This is a genomic window from Methylobacterium sp. BE186 (assembly GCF_031457035.1).
Classification (GTDB): domain Bacteria; phylum Pseudomonadota; class Alphaproteobacteria; order Rhizobiales; family Beijerinckiaceae; genus Methylobacterium; species Methylobacterium segetis.
The window spans coordinates 267,226-282,632 of the sequence record NZ_JAVDVV010000001.1 but is presented as its reverse complement, the minus strand read 5'-3'; the positions used below and the strand labels follow the sequence as shown (position 1 = coordinate 282,632).

Here is a 15,407-nt window from a genome sequence, read left to right as displayed (position 1 = left end):
GCTAGCGGGACTCGTGCGGCTCGGGGGCCGGGCGCGCACGGCCGAAATCGGGTTCGGCCGTCTCCTGGCCCTGCGCGACGATGCCGCGGCGGATGGCGCGGGTCCGGGTGAAGAGGTCGTGCAGCGCGTCGCCGTCGCCCCAGCGGATCGCGCGCGCGAGCGCGGCGAGGTCCTCGTTGAAGCGTCCGAGCATCTCCAGCACGGCGTCCTTGTTGTTCAGGAAGACGTCGCGCCACATGGTCGGGTCGGAGGCGGCGATGCGGGTGAAATCCCGAAAGCCGCCGGCCGAGAACTTGATCACCTCGGATTGCGTCACCGTCTCGAGGTCGGCGGCCGTGCCGACGATGTTGTAGGCGATCAGGTGCGGCACGTGGCTCGTGATGGCGAGCACGAGGTCGTGGTGCTCGGCGCTCATGGTCTCGACGATGGCGCCGAGCCCCTGCCAGAGCGCGCGCACGCGCTCGACCGCCGCCTCGTCCGCCCCCTCCGGCGGGGTCAGGATGCACCAGCGGCCCGAGAACAGGGTCGAAAAGCCGGCATCCGGGCCGGAATACTCGGTGCCCGCCACGGGATGGGCCGGGACGAAGGCGACGCCCTCGCTCAGGTGCGGCGTCACCGCGGCCACCACCGCGCCCTTCACTGAGCCCACATCGGACAGGACGGAGCCTGGCTTCATGTGCCCGTGGAGCGCCTGTGCCACCGCGCCCGCGGCGCCGACCGGCACGCAGAGGATGACGAGGTCGGCGTTCTCGACCCCTTCGGCGGCGTCGCCGGTCACGCTATCGGCGAGGCCGAGGTCGCGGACCCGCGCGCGGACCGCCTCGTCCCGGTCGATCGCCACGATCGAGCGGCAGAGGCCGAACTGGCGGGCGCCGCGGGCGATCGAGGAGCCGATCAGGCCGAGCCCGACGATGGCGAGTCGGCTCACGACCGGCTCCGCCGCTCTCGCCTCAGCCATGCGCCGGTCCCCGCTGAAATTCGCTGAGGGCGGCGAGGAAGGCCTCGTTCGCCTCCGCGCTGCCGACCGTGACGCGCAGCGCGTTCGGCAGGCCGTAGGCGGCGACGCGCCGGGTGATGACGCCGCGCTGGGTCAAAAACGCGTCGGCCTCGGCCGCGCCGCGGCCGGGCTCCTCGGGGAAGTGCACGAGGAGGAAGTTGCCGACGCTCGGCGTCACCCGCAGGCCGAGACCGCTCACGGCCTCCATCAGGCGCGGCAGCCAGGCCGCGTTGTGGGCGACGGCCGCCGCGACATGCGCCTCGTCGGCGATCGCCGCGGCGCCCGCCGCGATGCCCGAGGCCGACAGGTTGAAGGGGCCGCGGATCCGGTTGACCGCGTCGACGACGTGGGCCGGCCCGACCATCCAGCCGATGCGGAGCGCCGCGAGTCCGTAGATCTTCGAGAAGGTGCGGGTCATCACGACGTTCTCGGAGCCGAGGACGAGGTCGAGCCCGGCCGAATAGTCGTTCGCGCGGACGTATTCCGCGTAGGCCCCGTCGAGGACGAGAAGGACGTTTGCCGGCAAACCGGCATGGAGCCGGCGCACCTCCGAGAAGGGGAGGTAGGTGCCGGTCGGGTTGTTGGGGTTCGCGATGTAGACGATGCGGGTGGCCGGCGTGACCGCGGCGAGGATCGCGTCGACATCCGTCGTGAGGTCGCGCTCGGGCGCCACGACGGGCGTGCCGCCCGCGGCCAGGATCGCGATCCGGTAGACCAGGAATCCGTGCTCGGCGAAAATGCCCTCGTCGCCGGGTCCGACATAGGCGTAGGCGAGGAGCGAGAGCAGTTCGTCCGAGCCCGCGCCGCAGACGATCCGGTCCGGATCGAGGCCGAACTTGCGGGCGATGGCCGCGCGAAGCCGGGTCGAGCTGCCGTCCGGGTAGAGGGCGAGGCCGCCCGCCGTCTCGCGCATCGCCGCGACCGCGGCGGGGCTCGGCCCCAGCGGCGTCTCGTTCGAGGAGAGCTTGTGGACCTTGCGCGCGCCGGGCGCCCCGCTCTTGCCCGGCACGTAGGCCTCGATGGCGAGAACGCCGGGGCGCGGCGTCGGGCGGGCGAGATCCGTGTCTCGGGAAGCGGGGGCGGTCATGGCGCGGCTTGGTGCGGAACGAGGGGTCAGGCTCGCCCCTCTACAGCGTTCGCGGGCCTCTGCCCACCGGCGGGCGGGAAAATGCGCGCTCTACACCCGGAAGCGGGCGGCGTGGCTGCCCGTCTCGTCGAGGGCGCCGACCGAGGGTCCGGCCCGCTCCAGCGCCTCGCGAAGCTGGCGGGAGCCGACGCCGCCGGGCACCGCGATGAGGAGCCGCTCCTCGCCCGCGAGCGGCGCGGCGCGGGCCACCACCTCGCCGTAGAGATCCTGAAGGGCCCGCTCGGCCTCCGGCGTCCAGCGGGCGATGCGGGCCGCGTGCAGCACCCAGTCGCGCTGGGCGGCCGAGGGGTCGTCGAGGGGTTTGGCCACCACGAAGACGGGCGTGCCCGCCGGGTGCGTCGGGCGCTCGATGAAGGGAAGCCGCGCGATCACCTTGGGCCGGCCCTCGCCCACGAGCCCGTCCCACCACGCCGCTCCCGCGAGCGGTGCCCTCGCGCCCCTCGGGTCGAAGCGGAAGATGCCGAGATCGCCCCGGGAGGCCGCTACCGCCTCGATCACCGCCGCGCAGGTGGGGTGGGGCCGGTAGGGCACCGTGAAGCCGAAATGGAAGCGGGCGGAATCGCGCATCGCCGCGTCCCCGCCCGAGATGTCCGCATGCACCGAAAACGGTGCCTGCACGTAGGTGAAGGTCGCGATGATGACGCGCCAGATCCCCTCCACCGTGTCGAGGGGGAGGAGGCCCCGGTGGCGCTCGGCCACCCGCCGCATCATCGCGGCCTCGCGCCCCGGCCGGAAGGCGGAGCCGGAGGCGGACGTGCCCTTCACCGCGATCAGCCGATCGATGATCGAGCCGCGCTGGATCAGCAGGGCATGCATCTCGGCGTCGATCCGGTCGATCTCCGCGCGGAGATCCGCGAGGTTGTCGAGCGGCGGCGCGGCTCTCTTCGAAAAGCGCATGCGGGGTCGGGGATCGCGTGGGGCCGGAGTGACGTCCGCCCGTGTTTACGATCCGGCGGCCCGGAGGGCCAGCGCCCGCGCATGACAGACGGGCGGTGGCGGAACGCGCCCGGGCCTTTCGTTGACGCCCGAGGGCGCACACACTAACTCCACGGGGCGGGGGCAGGCGTGCGAGGCGGCTCGCCTCGGCCGACCGCTTCGGACCCGGCGCCGCGGGCTTCAGGACGGCGACGGCACCCCTCAAGACGCGTCATGGATACTACCCCCGAAACCTGCCTGGACTCCCGCACGGATCCGGCCGCCCGGCTGCGGGAGACCGGCCGCGAGCCGTCCCAGGCCCTCGACCCGAAGAGCCCGGTCGCCCGGTTCGGCGCGGACCGGCCGCTACCGATGGATTCGGGGGTGATGCTCGCGCCCTTCCAAGTCGCCTACCAGACGGCCGGAACGCTGAACGCCGACCGCTCGAACGCGGTCCTGATCTGCCACGCGCTGACGGGCGACCAGCACTTCGCCCACACCCATCCCGTCACCGGCAAGCCCGGCTGGTGGGAGACGCTCGTCGGGCCCGGCAAGCCCGTCGACACGGACCGGTTCTTCGTCGTCTGCTCGAACGTGATCGGCTCCTGCATGGGCTCGACGGGGCCGGCCTCCCTCAACCCCGACACGAACCGCCCCTACGGGCTCGACTTCCCGTTGGTGACGATCCGCGACATGGTCCGCGCGCAGGCGATGCTGCTCGACCATCTCGGGATCGGCGAGCTCCTCCTCTGCATCGGCGGCTCGATGGGCGGGATGCAGGTGCTGCAATGGGCCGCGCTCTACCCCGAGCGGGTCTTCGCGGCGATGCCCATCGCGACCGGCGCCCGCCACTCGGCCCAGAACATCGCCTTCCACGAGGTCGGCCGGCAGGCGATCATGGCCGACCCGGCCTGGGCGGACGGGCGCTACCTCGAGGCTGGCACACGCCCCTCGAAGGGCCTCGGCGTGGCCCGGATGGGCGCGCACATCACCTACCTGTCGGAGGCCGCGCTGCACCGGAAGTTCGGCCGCCGCTTCCAGGCGGGCTCGGCACCGACCTTCTCGTTCAACGCGGACTTCCAGATCGAGAGCTACCTGCGCCACCAGGGCCTCAGCTTCGTCGAGCGCTTCGACGCGAACGCCTACCTCTACCTGACCCGCGCGATGGACTATTTCGACCTCGCCGAGGACCATGGCGGCGTGCTCGCCAACGCCTTCCGGGGCACGAGGACGCGCTTCTGCGTGATGTCCTTCACCTCCGACTGGCTGTTCCCCACGGCCGATTCCCGGGCGATCGTGCACGCGCTCAACGCCGCCTCCGCGCCGGTCGCCTTCGTGGAGGTGGAGAGCGACAAGGGCCACGACGCCTTCCTCCTCGACGAGCCCGCCATGTTCTCGGCCGCCAAGGGCTTCATCGACGCAGCCGCCCGGGCGCGCGGCCTATGAGCGCGCAGCCCGACATCATGGGGGATGCCGGAGCCCCCTGGGACGCGGCCGACGCCCTGCCGCGCGCCGAGGATGCCGGCGGCGCGCGCGTCGACCACCTCGTCGTGCTGGGGCTGGTGCCGCCGGGCGCGCGCGTCCTCGACATCGGCTGCGGCGACGGCACCCTGCTGGCGCTGCTGCGCGACCGGCGCGGCGTCGACGGGCGTGGCATCGAATTGTCGCGGGAAGGCGTCAATGCCTGCCTCGCCCGCGGCCTCTCGGTGATCCAGGGTGACGCCGACACGGATCTCGCGAACTATCCCGACGGCGCCTTCGACGTCGTGGTCCTGTCCCAGACCATCCAGGCGACGCGCAACCCCCGCATCGTGTTGGAGCACCTGCTGCGCATCGGCCGGCAGGTGATCATCTCCTTCCCGAATTTCGGCCATTGGCGGGTGCGGGCCGAGCTCGCCTTCCGCGGGCGCATGCCCGTCACAGCCATGCTGCCCGAGGCGTGGTACGAGACCCAGAACATCCACCATTGCACGATCCGCGACTTCGTCGGCCTGTGCCGGGTCGTCGGCGCGCGCATCGAGAAGGCCACCGCCCTCGACGCGCGGGGACATCCGATGCGCTTCTCGATGCCCTGGTGGGTCTGGAACCTGATCGGCGCGCAAGGGGTGTTCCTGCTGCGCCGGGATTGAGCCGGCCGACGAGGGGCATGGCCGGCCTCACCCCACCTGGATCGACAGGCGGCCGTCGGCCCTCTCGAGGCTGCGGGCGAGGAGCCGCATCAGCGCGTAGACCGCGTCGATATGCGGCGTCGCCGTGTCCGTGAGGCGGCCGAGCTCGATCACCGAGCCGACGAGCGCCTCGAGTTCGATCGGGCGGCCGTTCTCCACGTCCTGCAGCATCGAGGTCTTGTGCGCGCCGACCTTCTCCGCGCCCGCGATGCGCCGGTCGATGCCCACGCGGAAGCCGATGCCGAGCTTGCCCGCGATCGCTTCCGCCTCCTCCATCATCGACCGCGCGAGCGCCCGCGTGTCCGGGAACTGGCAGATGTCGACGAGGGTCGCGTGCGTCAGCGCGGAGATCGGGTTGAAGCTGAGATTGCCCCACAGCTTGAGCCAGATCTCGGCGCGGATGTCCTCGAAGACGGGGGCCTTGAAGCCGGCTCTCGTGAGCCGCTCGGCGAGGTCGAGCACGCGCGCGCTCCTCGAACCGTCGAGTTCGCCGAGGCCGTAGCGCTGTCCCTCGACCACTTGGACGAGTCCGGGCTCCGTCAGGATCGCGGCCGGGTAGACGACGGAGCCGATCACCTGGGCCGGGTCGAGATTGCGGGCGATGAGGCCGCCGGGATCGGCGGACTCGATGTGCGTGCCGGCGTAAGCGCCGCCGTGCCCGCCCGCGAAGTACCACCACGGGATGCCGTTCTGGAGGGTGACGACCACCGTGTCGGGGCCGATCAGGTGTCGCAGATCCTCGGCGATCGGGCCGACCTGATGCGCCTTGACGGTGAGCAGCACGATGTCGTGCACGCCCGCCTCCGCCATCGACTGCGTCGCCCGCACGTCGCGGGCGTGATAGCCGGTGCCGTCCTCGTCGATGAGACGCATGCCGTTGGCCCGGATGGCCGCGAGATTGGCGCCGCGGGCGATGAAGGTGACCGCCTCGCCCGCCAGCGCGAGCTTCACACCCAATTGGCCGCCGATGGCTCCGGCGCCGACGATCGCGATGCTCATGAAACCGTCCTTCGGGTCGCTCGCCCCCTCCCCCTGAGAGGGCTCGCGCGGTTTGTCGATCGGATGGGATGGGGTCCCGGGGCTGCTCGCTCTGCGGTCGGCCAGATCAGGCCGACCGTATTTTGAATGCCAGGAGCATCGCCGAAATCGAGCCCGGAAGTCGCGCGCAAAATTTTTGGTGGAACCGCAGGAAAAATTTAGGTGGTCGACAGAGAAATTCGACTCAGAGTTGTATTTATTCAGTTATTCCCGCGCCACATCAAGATGTTAGGTCCCCCCGCTCGGCTTCGTGATGGAACATTCGGGAGCCGGTCCCGTTCTGACCTCCCGAGAGCGCGCAGTCACGCTTGCGATCCGGGTCCGGGCCGAAATCCGGGCTCCCGATCACGGGTCCGCGCAGCCCCACAACACTCACACGGGAGTTCATCGATGAGCAGCACCACCGACAAGATCAAGGGCCTCGCCAACGAGGCGATCGGCAACGTGAAGCAGGGCGTCGGCAGCATCACCGGCAACGAGAAGCTTCAGGCCGAGGGCAAGGCGCAGGAGCTGAAGGGCGAGGCCCAGAAGACGGTGGGCAACGCCAAGGACGGCGTGAAGAACGCCGCCCAGAGCGCGGCCGACGCCGTCAAGAAGATCTGATCCGCACCGGTCGAACGCGCACGGAGGGCGGGCGCCAGCCCCTCTCCGCGCCCGGCACCGGAGGGCCGGCCACGCCGGCCCTCGCACAGACAGAATGAGGTTGCCAGCATGAACAGGGATCGGATCGAAGGCGGCATCCGCCATCTCCGCGGCCGCGCGAAGACCGCGGTCGGCGCCGTGGCCGGCCGGCCGGTGCCGCAGGTCGAGGGCGCGATCGATCAGGTCGCGGGCGCGGCCCAGTACGCGTACGGCGAAGCCCGGGACACCGCGCGCGGCCTGCGCCAGGACGGGGAGCGCCTCGTCGGGGAGGCGCGCGACCGCGGGCGCGAGATCGCGGAGGATCTCGGCGAGCGCGGCCAGCGCTACCGGGACGAGGCCCTGCATCGCGGCCGCGCCATCGCGCGCCGCGCCGAGGACAACAAGACGGCGACCCTCCTTCTGGTAGCGGCCGCCGCGTTCAGCCTCGGCTGGCTGAGCCGCCGCGCGCAGTGATGCGCGTCGCCGGACGGCCGAACGGGCATCCCGGAAGCGGGATGCCTTTTTTCATGGCCCGCGATCCCTTAGAGGCGTCCTGAGGGGTCGCGGCCCGAAGGGCCATCGCCGGATCCGCGAGAGGCCGAGCCATGCCGTTCCGTTCCTGGGGTGATCTCACGACGCAGGATCTCGCCGGGCGGGAGGCGGGCCGCACCATCGCGATCCTGCCCGTCGCCGCGATCGAGCAGCACGGCCCGCATCTCCCGCTCGCCACCGATCTCATCATCGCCGAGGGCTATCTCGCCCGTCTCGCCGCGCTCGTCCCGGACGACCTCGACGTGCTGGCCCTGCCCGCCCAGAGCATCGGCAAGTCGGACGAGCACGACGCCTTCGCGGGCACGCTGACGCTCACGGCCGAGACGGCCCTGCGCGCCTGGACCGAGATCGGGCTGAGCCTGCACCGGTCCGGCATCGCCAAGCTCGTCATCGTCACCTCCCACGGCGGCAACAGCGGGCTCATCGATCTCGTCGCGGGCGAGCTTCGGGGCCGCTGCGGCATGGTGGCCGTGACGACGTCCTGGAGCCGCTTCGGCTACCCGCCGGGCCTGTTCCCGGAGGCGGAGATCCGTCACGGCATCCACGCGGGCGGCATCGAGACCGCCCTGATGCTGGCGCTCCGGCCCGATCTCGTCCGGCACGGGGCGGTCGCGGATTTCGTGCCGCGCACGGTCGCGATGGAGGCGGCCTTCACGCATCTTCGCGCCGGGCGGCCCGCCGCCTTCGCCTGGAAAGCCGGCGACCTCCACCCCACGGGTGCGCTCGGCGACGCGCGCCTCGGCACGGCGGAGGCCGGCCGCGCCGCCCTCGACCACGGTGCCCGCGCCTTCGTCGAACTCCTGCGCGACGTCGACCGCTTCCGCCTCGACGGGTGAGCGGCCGCTCAGGCCGCCTTGCGGTTGACGTTCGCCTCGGCCAACGCCGTCAGGGTCTTGTCGGTCGCCTTCTCCTCCCCGAGCGTCTGCTCCAGCAGGCCCACCACGTTGCCGTGGCCGAGTTGCTTGGCGTAGGCGATGAGGGTGCCGTAGCGGGTGATCTCGTAATGCTCCACCGCCTGCGCGCCGGCGATCAGGGCCGCGTCGAGAACCTGCGGGTCGCCCACATCGCCCATGATCTCCTTGGTCTCGGAGATGATGCCGTTGATCGCCGCGCACTCGACGCCCTTGGCCGGCTTGCCGAGTTGCTGGAACACCTGCTCCAGGCGCTGGATCTGACCCTCGGTCTCACGCAGGTGCTTCTCGAAGCCCTGCTTGAGCTGCGGCTCACCGGCTTTCTCGATCATCTTCGGCAGGGCTTTGGTGATCTGCTGCTCGGCGTAATAGATGTCCTGCAGCATATGCGTGAACAGATCGTCCATCGTCTTGATCGGGGTGGTGAAGAGACCCATCGTTCCTCTCCCTCATGCTCGAGCGTGACGCGTGCAGTGTGGACATGCACGGGCCAGCTTGGCTGGGGAACCGCGAGGTGGGGCGCAAGTTCCTGAGCTTGACTTGATCTGACCTTGACATTCGGAACCGAATGTCGCCCGCCCTCACCCCTCTTCGCCGCCCTCCTCGCGCGGGCTCAGGGCCGGCCACGCGACGATGCGCTCGGGATATTCCTCCTCGTCGAACTCCTCCTCGTTGCCGGCGAGACGGCCGCGCACCGAGATGCCGGCCTCGTGGACGCTCGCGGCCCGGCCCGAGACGAGGGGATGCCAGTCGGGCAGGTCGAGCCCGTCGCGCACGAGGCGGTAGGCGCAGGTCGGCGGCAGCCAGGAGATGGTGCGCACCGCCTCCGGCGTCAGCCGCACGCAATCGGGCACCCGCTTCTGGCGGCGGGCATAATCGCGGCAGCGGCAGCCGATCCCGTCGAGGAGGGTGCAGCCGATGTCGGTGTGGTGCACCTCGCCCGTCTCCTCGTCCTCGAGCTTGATCAGGCAGCAGCGCCCGCAGCCGTCGCACAGGCTCTCCCACTCCGCCGGATCCATCGCGTCGAGGGACTTCCTGCGCCAGAACGGTTCTGCGGCGGCCGTGCGGGCGCGGCTCTCCCCCATCGGGATTCCTCTGTGCGTTCCGAGGTCTAGCGCCCGGCCGCCCGTCGCGGGCCGGCACGCCGGCCTGCTCTGCCGCAAGGCCGCGGCCGGTGCAAGCGAGGCCGGATGGGCCATCTCCGCCACCGCCGCGCCCCAATCCGGGATCAAGGTTAACGGAATCCTGCCGCGTCGCCGTGCGGCGATCCCGCCGCCTCGCGCGTTGAGGACGCACCCGCAGAAATCGACCGTGGCGCATCGGTAAGCCTCGCGGACGGGCCCGGGGCTTGGTAGAGATGGAGCGGGGCGCCGTGCCGACCGGCGTCGGACCCTGCGGTGCCCGAGGAACCGGACCACGCCGTGCGCCTGCCGAACGCCAAAACGCTCCTGACGCGCGTCAAGCACGCGGCCCTCGCCTTCGACGCCTGGGTCAATGCGAGCCTCTACGACAGCGGCCGCTCGACGGGCGAGGCCTACGAGCGCTTCCAGGAGCGCATGAGCGTGTTCTCGGTGCGCGGCTGGAAGCGCGTCGCGCTCGATCTGACCAGCGAGGGCGTCACGCTCGGCACGGGCGGCGCCATCCTGATGCTGGCGCTCGCGCAGCCCGCCTTCAACCTGACGAGCGACAACTGGCTGAAGCAGCAGGACCTCGCCGTCACCTTCCTCGACCGCTACGGCACCGAGGTCGGGCGGCGGGGCATCAAGCACGACGATTCGCTCAAGCTCGACGACTTTCCCGACATCATGATCAAGGCGCTGGTCTCGACGGAGGACCGGCGCTTCTACGAGCACTGGGGCATCGACCCGATCGGCACGGCGCGCGCCCTCGTCAACAACTCGCGCGGCGGCGGCGGCACGCAGGGCGGCTCCTCGATCACGCAGCAGCTCGCCAAGAACCTGTTCCTGACCAACGAGCGCTCGCTGGAGCGCAAGGTCAACGAGGCCTTCCTGGCGCTGTGGCTCGAGAGCCACCTCTCCAAGAACGAGATCCTGAAGCTCTATCTCGACCGCGCCTACATGGGCGGCGGCACCTTCGGGGCGGTGGCCGCGGCCGACTATTATTTCGGCAAGCCGCTCAAGGACATCAGCCTCGCCGAGGCGGCGATGCTCGCCGGCCTGTTCAAGGCGCCGACGAAGTACGCGCCGCACGTCAACCTGCCGGCCGCCCGCGCCCGCGCCGGCGACGTGTTGCACAACATGGTGGAGGCGGGCTTCGTCACGGAAGGCCAGATCCAGACCGCCCTGCGCAACCCCGCGACCCCGGTGACGCGCCAGCGCGACATCACGGCCGACTACTACCTCGATTGGGCCTTCAACGAGATCAAGGGCTTGGCGGATGCCGGCCGCTTGCGCAACGACCGCGTGCTGACCGTGAAGACGCCCCTCGACATCGGCATCCAGAAGCGGGCCGACCAAGTGGTCGAGAACGTGCTGCGCCAGTACGGGGACCAGTACGACGTCGACGAGACGGCGATGGTCATCCTCGACCCGGACGGGGCGCTCCGTGCCATGGTCGGCGGCGCCGATTACGGCGAGAGCCAGTTCAACCGCGCCACCGACGCGCTGCGCCAGCCCGGCTCCTCCTTCAAGCCCTACGTCTATGCCGCGGCGCTCGCCTCCGGGCAGTACCGGCCCGAGACGAAGGTGGTCGACCGCCCGGTCTGCATCGGCAATTGGTGCCCGCAGAATTACGGCCGCTCCTACGCGGGGGCGACGAACCTCACGGTCGCGGTGACGAAGTCGATCAACACGATCCCGATCCAGATCTCGATCGCGCTCGGCAAGGCGATGGGCATCTCCCACGAGGCCCGGGCCGCGAAGGCGGGCCGCGCCAAGATCATCGAGACCGCCCACAAGATGGGCATCACCACGCCGCTGACCGATTCCGTCTCCCTGCCGATCGGTTCGGCCGAGGTGACGGTGATCGATCAGGCCGCGGGCTACGCGGTGTTCGCCAATGGCGGGCGGCGGGCCAAGCCCTACGCGGCGATGGAGGTGCGGAACTCCTCCGGCGAGGTGATCTACCGCCACGACGACGAGAAGCCCGAGCAGGTGCTCTCGACCCAGGTCGTGGCCGACATGAACTTCATGCTGAACAAGGTGGTGGAGGAGGGCACGGCCCGGCGCGCCCAGATCGAGGGCGTCAAGGTGGCGGGCAAGACCGGCACCACGAACGCCTACCGCGACGCATGGTTCGTCGGCTACACGGGCAATTACGTCGGTGCGGTCTGGGTCGGCAACGACGACCACAGCCCGTCGAACAAGATGACCGGCGGCTCGCTGCCAGCCATGCTCTGGCACGACGTGATGGAGAGCGCCCACCAGGGCATCGAGCTGAAGGTGATGCCGGGCCTCCGGGACGGCGCCCGCCCGGCCGCGCAGGTGAGCAGCAATCCGGCCGCGCCCGCGGGCGGCGGAGCCAGTGCGGCGGGCAAGCTCTCGCGCCGCTCCTTCGAGGTGATCGGCGGCCTCAACGGATTGTTCCGCTCGGTCGAGCCCGCCGTCGCGGGTTCGGGGGGCCAGAAACCCGGCTTCAAGCCGGCGGCGGCCGCGGATCCCGCTCCGGGGACCTCCGGCAGCCTCGCCGAGGGCGTGCGCCCGGCGGCCAGCCGCATCGAGACCCGCTGAGGCAATGGTCGTGACGAGTTTGGCGGAGAGACACTCGGGCGGTCCGCGCGCGCAGGCCGGGGCGGCGGGCCTCGGCGGGCGGGCAGCGGGCGCCGTGCGCGACTTCCTGCGCAAGACCTCGCGGGTCGGGCTCGTGCTCTACGCCCTCGGCCTCGGCGCCGGGCTCGGGCTCGTCAGCGCCGACTGGGCGACGCGGGGCCGTTACCCGTTCGGCGGCGTCACCGTCGGTCCCTGGACGGCGTGGCCGCGGGCGGGCGCCGCCAATGCCGACCCCTATGCCCGGGCCGTCAACGCGCGCCGGGGCGAGATCCCGCTCGCGGTCGGCGAGGGGCTGCTGCTCTCCGCGACGACGGACGACGAAGGCCGCGCGCTCGAGGCCGGCTGCAGCTACAGCATCGCCGGCCACACGCCGCCGGCGCGGGCCTGGACGCTGACGGTCACGGGCCGCGGCGCGGCGGAGCCGGGCCGGCCGGCCCTGCGCGGCGGCTTCACCTCGACCGAGATCCTGCGCGAGCGCGACGGGCGTTTCGTGATCGCCCTCGCCCCCGGGGCCCGGCCCGGGAACTGGCTCCCGGCCCCCGGTTCGTCGGGGCCGATCCGCCTCGCCCTGCGCCTCTACGACACGCCGGTCGCGGCCGGGACCGGCTCGCTCGACCGCGAGACGCTGCCCGCCATCACGCGCCTGGGCTGCGGCGCATGAGGATCCGCTTTCTCTACGCGACGCTCTGCGGCCTCGTCCTCGCCGGCCTCGTCCACATCGTCACGGTTCTGGCGATCCCGCTCCTGTCGGATACGGACGCGCTCTCGCGGGCGCGGGGCAGCGAGAGCCTCGACCATCCGCAGCGCCTCTACGCGCTCTCGACCGCCGACGATCCGGCCCCGGCCGAGGGGTGGCTGCCGACCCCGGACCCGGCCGTGGCCCTCGGCGTCTGCGCCTACGACCTCGACGACGGCCCCATGCGCGTCTCGGCCCGCACCGGCGCGCAGATGCTCTCGCTCGCCGCGCACGGGCGACGCGGCGCCTTCTACGCGGTCACCGATCAGGCCGCCGTGCGCGGCGCCCTCGACCTCGTGATCCTGACCCGCAGCCAGTACGACGAGGCGCTCGCCAACGAGGACGACAACGAGCCGAGCCGCGACGTCCGCATCGTCGCGCCCGAGCGCCAGGGCTTCGTCACGGTCCGGGTGATCGCGGCTCTGCCGAGCCAGCGCGCGGCGGCCAACGAGGCGGTCCAGGCCGTCTCCTGCACGATCGACAGCCCGAGCGAGGAGCCGGGCAAGGAGCCCGGCAAAGAGCCCGTTAAGTAGAGCCGCCGAGAGGCGGGCACGCCGCGAAGTCAGGCGTCTCTCGTCTCCGGCCCCGGCTCCTCCTCGCCCGCCGGACGGTCGTCGTCGCGGGCGCGGTGAAGGAGGAAGATCGAGATCACCATCGTGATGATCAGGCCGGCGAGCACGCCGAGCTCGATCATGGAGGCCCGGAACAGGGCCTCCTTCTCGGCGGTCCATTCCTTGGCGTGCATGATCTCCGAGGATTGCAGGGTGATCACCAGCACCCGCCGGATCGAGGCGATCAGCCCGACGATGAGGAAGGGCTCGCAGGTGAGCCGTCCGGAGCGCATCGAGACCCGCACCGTATGCAGGATCTCGACGAGCATCAGCAGGAACAGCAGCCGGTCGACCACCTCCAGGAGCTGGGGCGCCTTGCCCAGGGCGTGGATGGCCTCGAAGGTCAGGCCGGCCGCGTCGATGAGGGCGAGGATCGCGGTCGCGGCGAGGAGCAGGCCAAGGACGGCGTAGATCGCGTGCTCGGTATGCTGGAAGATGACCGCCGACACCCGCGTCAGGCGGCCCTCGTTCTGCGAAGCCTCGGCCATCCCCGACCTCCCCGCCGTGACCATCCCGGGGAGATAGAGCGCGACGGCCGCGGGCGACGGGTCAGCACCCGATAGGCCGATCAAATCTCGCGTGAGGGGTCCCTCAGTGGAACAGGTGCAGGGCGTGCGGCGCGAGATAGCCGAAGCCCAGCAGCGTCATGCCCGCGAGCCCGAGCAGGCCGCCCGCGAAGACGAGGGCGACCACGCCCGTGATCACCTCCGCCGAGGCCAGCACGATGCCGATCTGGAACGCGGCCGAGGCCAATTCGTAATGGTGGTAGCGCTCGAGCGCCAAGTCCCGCTTCTCCTGCGCGGACTGCGCCTTCGCGGCCAGTTCCTTGCGGCCTTCGCCCGTCGAAGGCTCGGATTCCCAGCGGGCCAGGGTCTTGGCCCATTCCGCGCGCTTGGCCTGGACGGCCTCGGCGCTCGTGCCGGGCGGCAGCAGGGCCGCCAGTTCGTCGGTCGTCTTCACCACCGTGCCGCGGATGGTGCGGGCCTGGAAATAGGCCCAGAGATTCGAGGCCTCGATGTTGGCGCCGAGGGCGTCCGTCTGCGCCGCCTTGCCCAGCGTCTCGCTGAAGGCGAGGAACAGCGCCAGGACCGAGATGAGCAGCGCGACGCGCCTGTTCGATCCCTCGACCGCCCCGTGACCACCCGACATGCTCCGCGCCCCCGTTGATTCGTTGCGGCCGAGTCACAGCCTATCCGGGGCCCGGAGGCAATGCGGCACGGCCGGGCACGCGCGAGGAGACCGAACCGATGCGGCTTCTGATTCTCGGATGCGGAGACGCCTTCGGCTCCGGCGGGCGCTTCCACACCTGCTTCCACGTGAGCTGGGCCGGGCCCGGCTTCCTCATCGATTGCGGCGCCTCGAGCCTCATCGCCATGCGCCGTTTCGGCGTCGATCCGAACGGGATCGACACGGTGTTCCTGACCCATCTCCACGGCGACCATTTCGGTGGCCTGCCCTGGCTGATCCTCGATGCTCAGTTCGTGAGCCGGCGAACGAAGCCCCTGGTGATCGCGGGGCCGGCGGGAACGGGCGAGCGGCTGAAAGCGGCCATGGAGGCGCTGTTTCCCGGCTCCAGCACGGCGCAACGGGCCTTCGCGGTGGATGTGGTCGAGATCGAGGCCGGCCGGCAGGACGTTTTGGGCGGCATCGCGGTGACGCCCTTCGCCGTGTGCCACCCCTCGGGTGCGCCGTCCCACGGCCTGCGGATCGAGGCGGGCGGCAAGGTCCTGAGCTACACCGGCGACACCGAGTGGGTCGAAGACCTGATCCCGCTCGGCCACGAGGCCGACCTCCTGATCGCGGAGGGCTACACGGTGGAGCGGCCGGTGAGATTCCATCTGAGCTGGGCGGCCCTCGCGGCGCGGATGCCCGAGATCCGGCCGAAGCGTCTCGTGCTCACGCATATGAGCCCGGAGATGATCGCGAACGACCCCGCCGGCCGCTACGTCGCGGCCGAGGACGGGATGGTGCTGGAGATCTGAC

At 71.2% G+C, this 15,407-nt stretch carries 17 protein-coding genes; 9 read left to right on the top strand and 8 right to left on the bottom strand.

From position 1 onward, the window contains the following. Position 1: 1 nt before the first annotated feature. The 3 genes from J2X36_RS01360 to J2X36_RS01350 all read right to left on the bottom strand — a co-directional run bounded on the left by J2X36_RS01360 (position 2) and on the right by J2X36_RS01350 (position 3,041). A complete protein-coding gene (locus J2X36_RS01360; protein ID WP_310345170.1) occupies positions 2-958 on the bottom strand; it encodes a prephenate/arogenate dehydrogenase family protein in 957 nt (318 codons plus the stop codon). Then, entirely contained in the window at positions 951-2,084 is a 1,134-nt protein-coding gene (locus J2X36_RS01355) for a histidinol-phosphate transaminase (RefSeq protein ID WP_310345167.1), read from the bottom strand. Before J2X36_RS01355 ends, J2X36_RS01360 begins: the two co-directional genes overlap by 8 nt. A gap of 90 nt (positions 2,085-2,174) precedes the next feature. Continuing rightward, on the bottom strand, positions 2,175-3,041 hold the full coding sequence (locus J2X36_RS01350) for a chorismate mutase (RefSeq protein ID WP_132256157.1): 867 nt from the start codon (positions 3,039-3,041) through the stop codon (positions 2,175-2,177). A 252-nt stretch (positions 3,042-3,293) separates the two neighbouring features. On the opposite strand from J2X36_RS01350, the gene J2X36_RS01345 reads away from it, so the two are divergent. Together J2X36_RS01345 and metW are read left to right on the top strand one after the other, a co-directional pair. Then, positions 3,294-4,505, top strand: coding sequence for a homoserine O-acetyltransferase (locus J2X36_RS01345; protein ID WP_310345164.1), 1,212 nt, complete (start codon positions 3,294-3,296; stop codon positions 4,503-4,505). Next, a complete protein-coding gene (metW, locus tag J2X36_RS01340) occupies positions 4,502-5,188 on the top strand; it encodes a methionine biosynthesis protein MetW (RefSeq protein ID WP_310345161.1) in 687 nt (228 codons plus the stop codon). Before J2X36_RS01345 ends, metW begins: the two co-directional genes overlap by 4 nt. A 27-nt stretch (positions 5,189-5,215) precedes the next feature. On the opposite strand, the gene J2X36_RS01335 is transcribed toward metW, so the two are convergent. Further along, positions 5,216-6,226 (bottom strand): 2-dehydropantoate 2-reductase, encoded by a 1,011-nt coding sequence (locus J2X36_RS01335; RefSeq protein ID WP_310345158.1) that lies wholly within the window; start codon positions 6,224-6,226, stop codon positions 5,216-5,218. A 429-nt stretch (positions 6,227-6,655) separates the two neighbouring features. Between J2X36_RS01335 and J2X36_RS01330 the strand changes: the two genes are divergently transcribed. From J2X36_RS01330 to J2X36_RS01320, 3 genes are all read left to right on the top strand, one after another. Then, on the top strand, positions 6,656-6,868 hold the full coding sequence (locus J2X36_RS01330; RefSeq protein ID WP_132256148.1) for a CsbD family protein: 213 nt from the start codon (positions 6,656-6,658) through the stop codon (positions 6,866-6,868). 108 nt (positions 6,869-6,976) lie between these two features. Next, positions 6,977-7,360 (top strand): CsbD family protein, encoded by a 384-nt coding sequence (locus J2X36_RS01325; protein WP_310345153.1) that lies wholly within the window; start codon positions 6,977-6,979, stop codon positions 7,358-7,360. A 131-nt stretch (positions 7,361-7,491) separates the two neighbouring features. Then, entirely contained in the window at positions 7,492-8,274 is a 783-nt protein-coding gene (locus J2X36_RS01320; protein ID WP_132256146.1) for a creatininase family protein, read from the top strand. A gap of 8 nt (positions 8,275-8,282) precedes the next feature. Here J2X36_RS01320 and J2X36_RS01315 read toward each other — a convergent pair whose 3' ends face one another. Further along, a complete protein-coding gene (locus J2X36_RS01315; protein ID WP_310345148.1) occupies positions 8,283-8,786 on the bottom strand; it encodes a ferritin-like domain-containing protein in 504 nt (167 codons plus the stop codon). 144 nt (positions 8,787-8,930) lie between these two features. Further along, complete coding sequence (locus J2X36_RS01310) at positions 8,931-9,434, bottom strand: YcgN family cysteine cluster protein (protein ID WP_310345145.1); 504 nt, start codon at positions 9,432-9,434, stop codon at positions 8,931-8,933. A gap of 336 nt (positions 9,435-9,770) precedes the next feature. Here J2X36_RS01310 and J2X36_RS01305 point away from each other — a divergent pair, with 336 nt between their 5' ends. The 3 genes from J2X36_RS01305 (at position 9,771) to J2X36_RS01295 (ending at position 13,346) form a co-directional block, all read left to right on the top strand. After that, positions 9,771-12,038, top strand: a complete 2,268-nt coding sequence (locus tag J2X36_RS01305; RefSeq protein WP_310345574.1) for a PBP1A family penicillin-binding protein — start codon at positions 9,771-9,773, stop codon at positions 12,036-12,038. A gap of 94 nt (positions 12,039-12,132) precedes the next feature. Then, a complete protein-coding gene (locus J2X36_RS01300; protein WP_310345571.1) occupies positions 12,133-12,738 on the top strand; it encodes a DUF1214 domain-containing protein in 606 nt (201 codons plus the stop codon). Beyond that, on the top strand, positions 12,735-13,346 hold the full coding sequence (locus J2X36_RS01295; protein WP_132255456.1) for a hypothetical protein: 612 nt from the start codon (positions 12,735-12,737) through the stop codon (positions 13,344-13,346). Before J2X36_RS01300 ends, J2X36_RS01295 begins: the two co-directional genes overlap by 4 nt. A 29-nt stretch (positions 13,347-13,375) precedes the next feature. On the opposite strand, the gene J2X36_RS01290 is transcribed toward J2X36_RS01295, so the two are convergent. After that, positions 13,376-13,912, bottom strand: coding sequence for a phosphate-starvation-inducible PsiE family protein (locus J2X36_RS01290; RefSeq protein ID WP_310345141.1), 537 nt, complete (start codon positions 13,910-13,912; stop codon positions 13,376-13,378). Between the two features lie 103 nt (positions 13,913-14,015). Then, positions 14,016-14,573, bottom strand: coding sequence for a DUF4337 domain-containing protein (locus J2X36_RS01285; protein WP_132255454.1), 558 nt, complete (start codon positions 14,571-14,573; stop codon positions 14,016-14,018). Between the two features lie 98 nt (positions 14,574-14,671). Here J2X36_RS01285 and J2X36_RS01280 point away from each other — a divergent pair, with 98 nt between their 5' ends. Then, positions 14,672-15,406: an MBL fold metallo-hydrolase gene (locus J2X36_RS01280; protein ID WP_310345137.1), complete on the top strand. Its 735-nt coding sequence runs from the start codon at positions 14,672-14,674 to the stop codon at positions 15,404-15,406. Position 15,407: the final 1 nt, after the last annotated feature.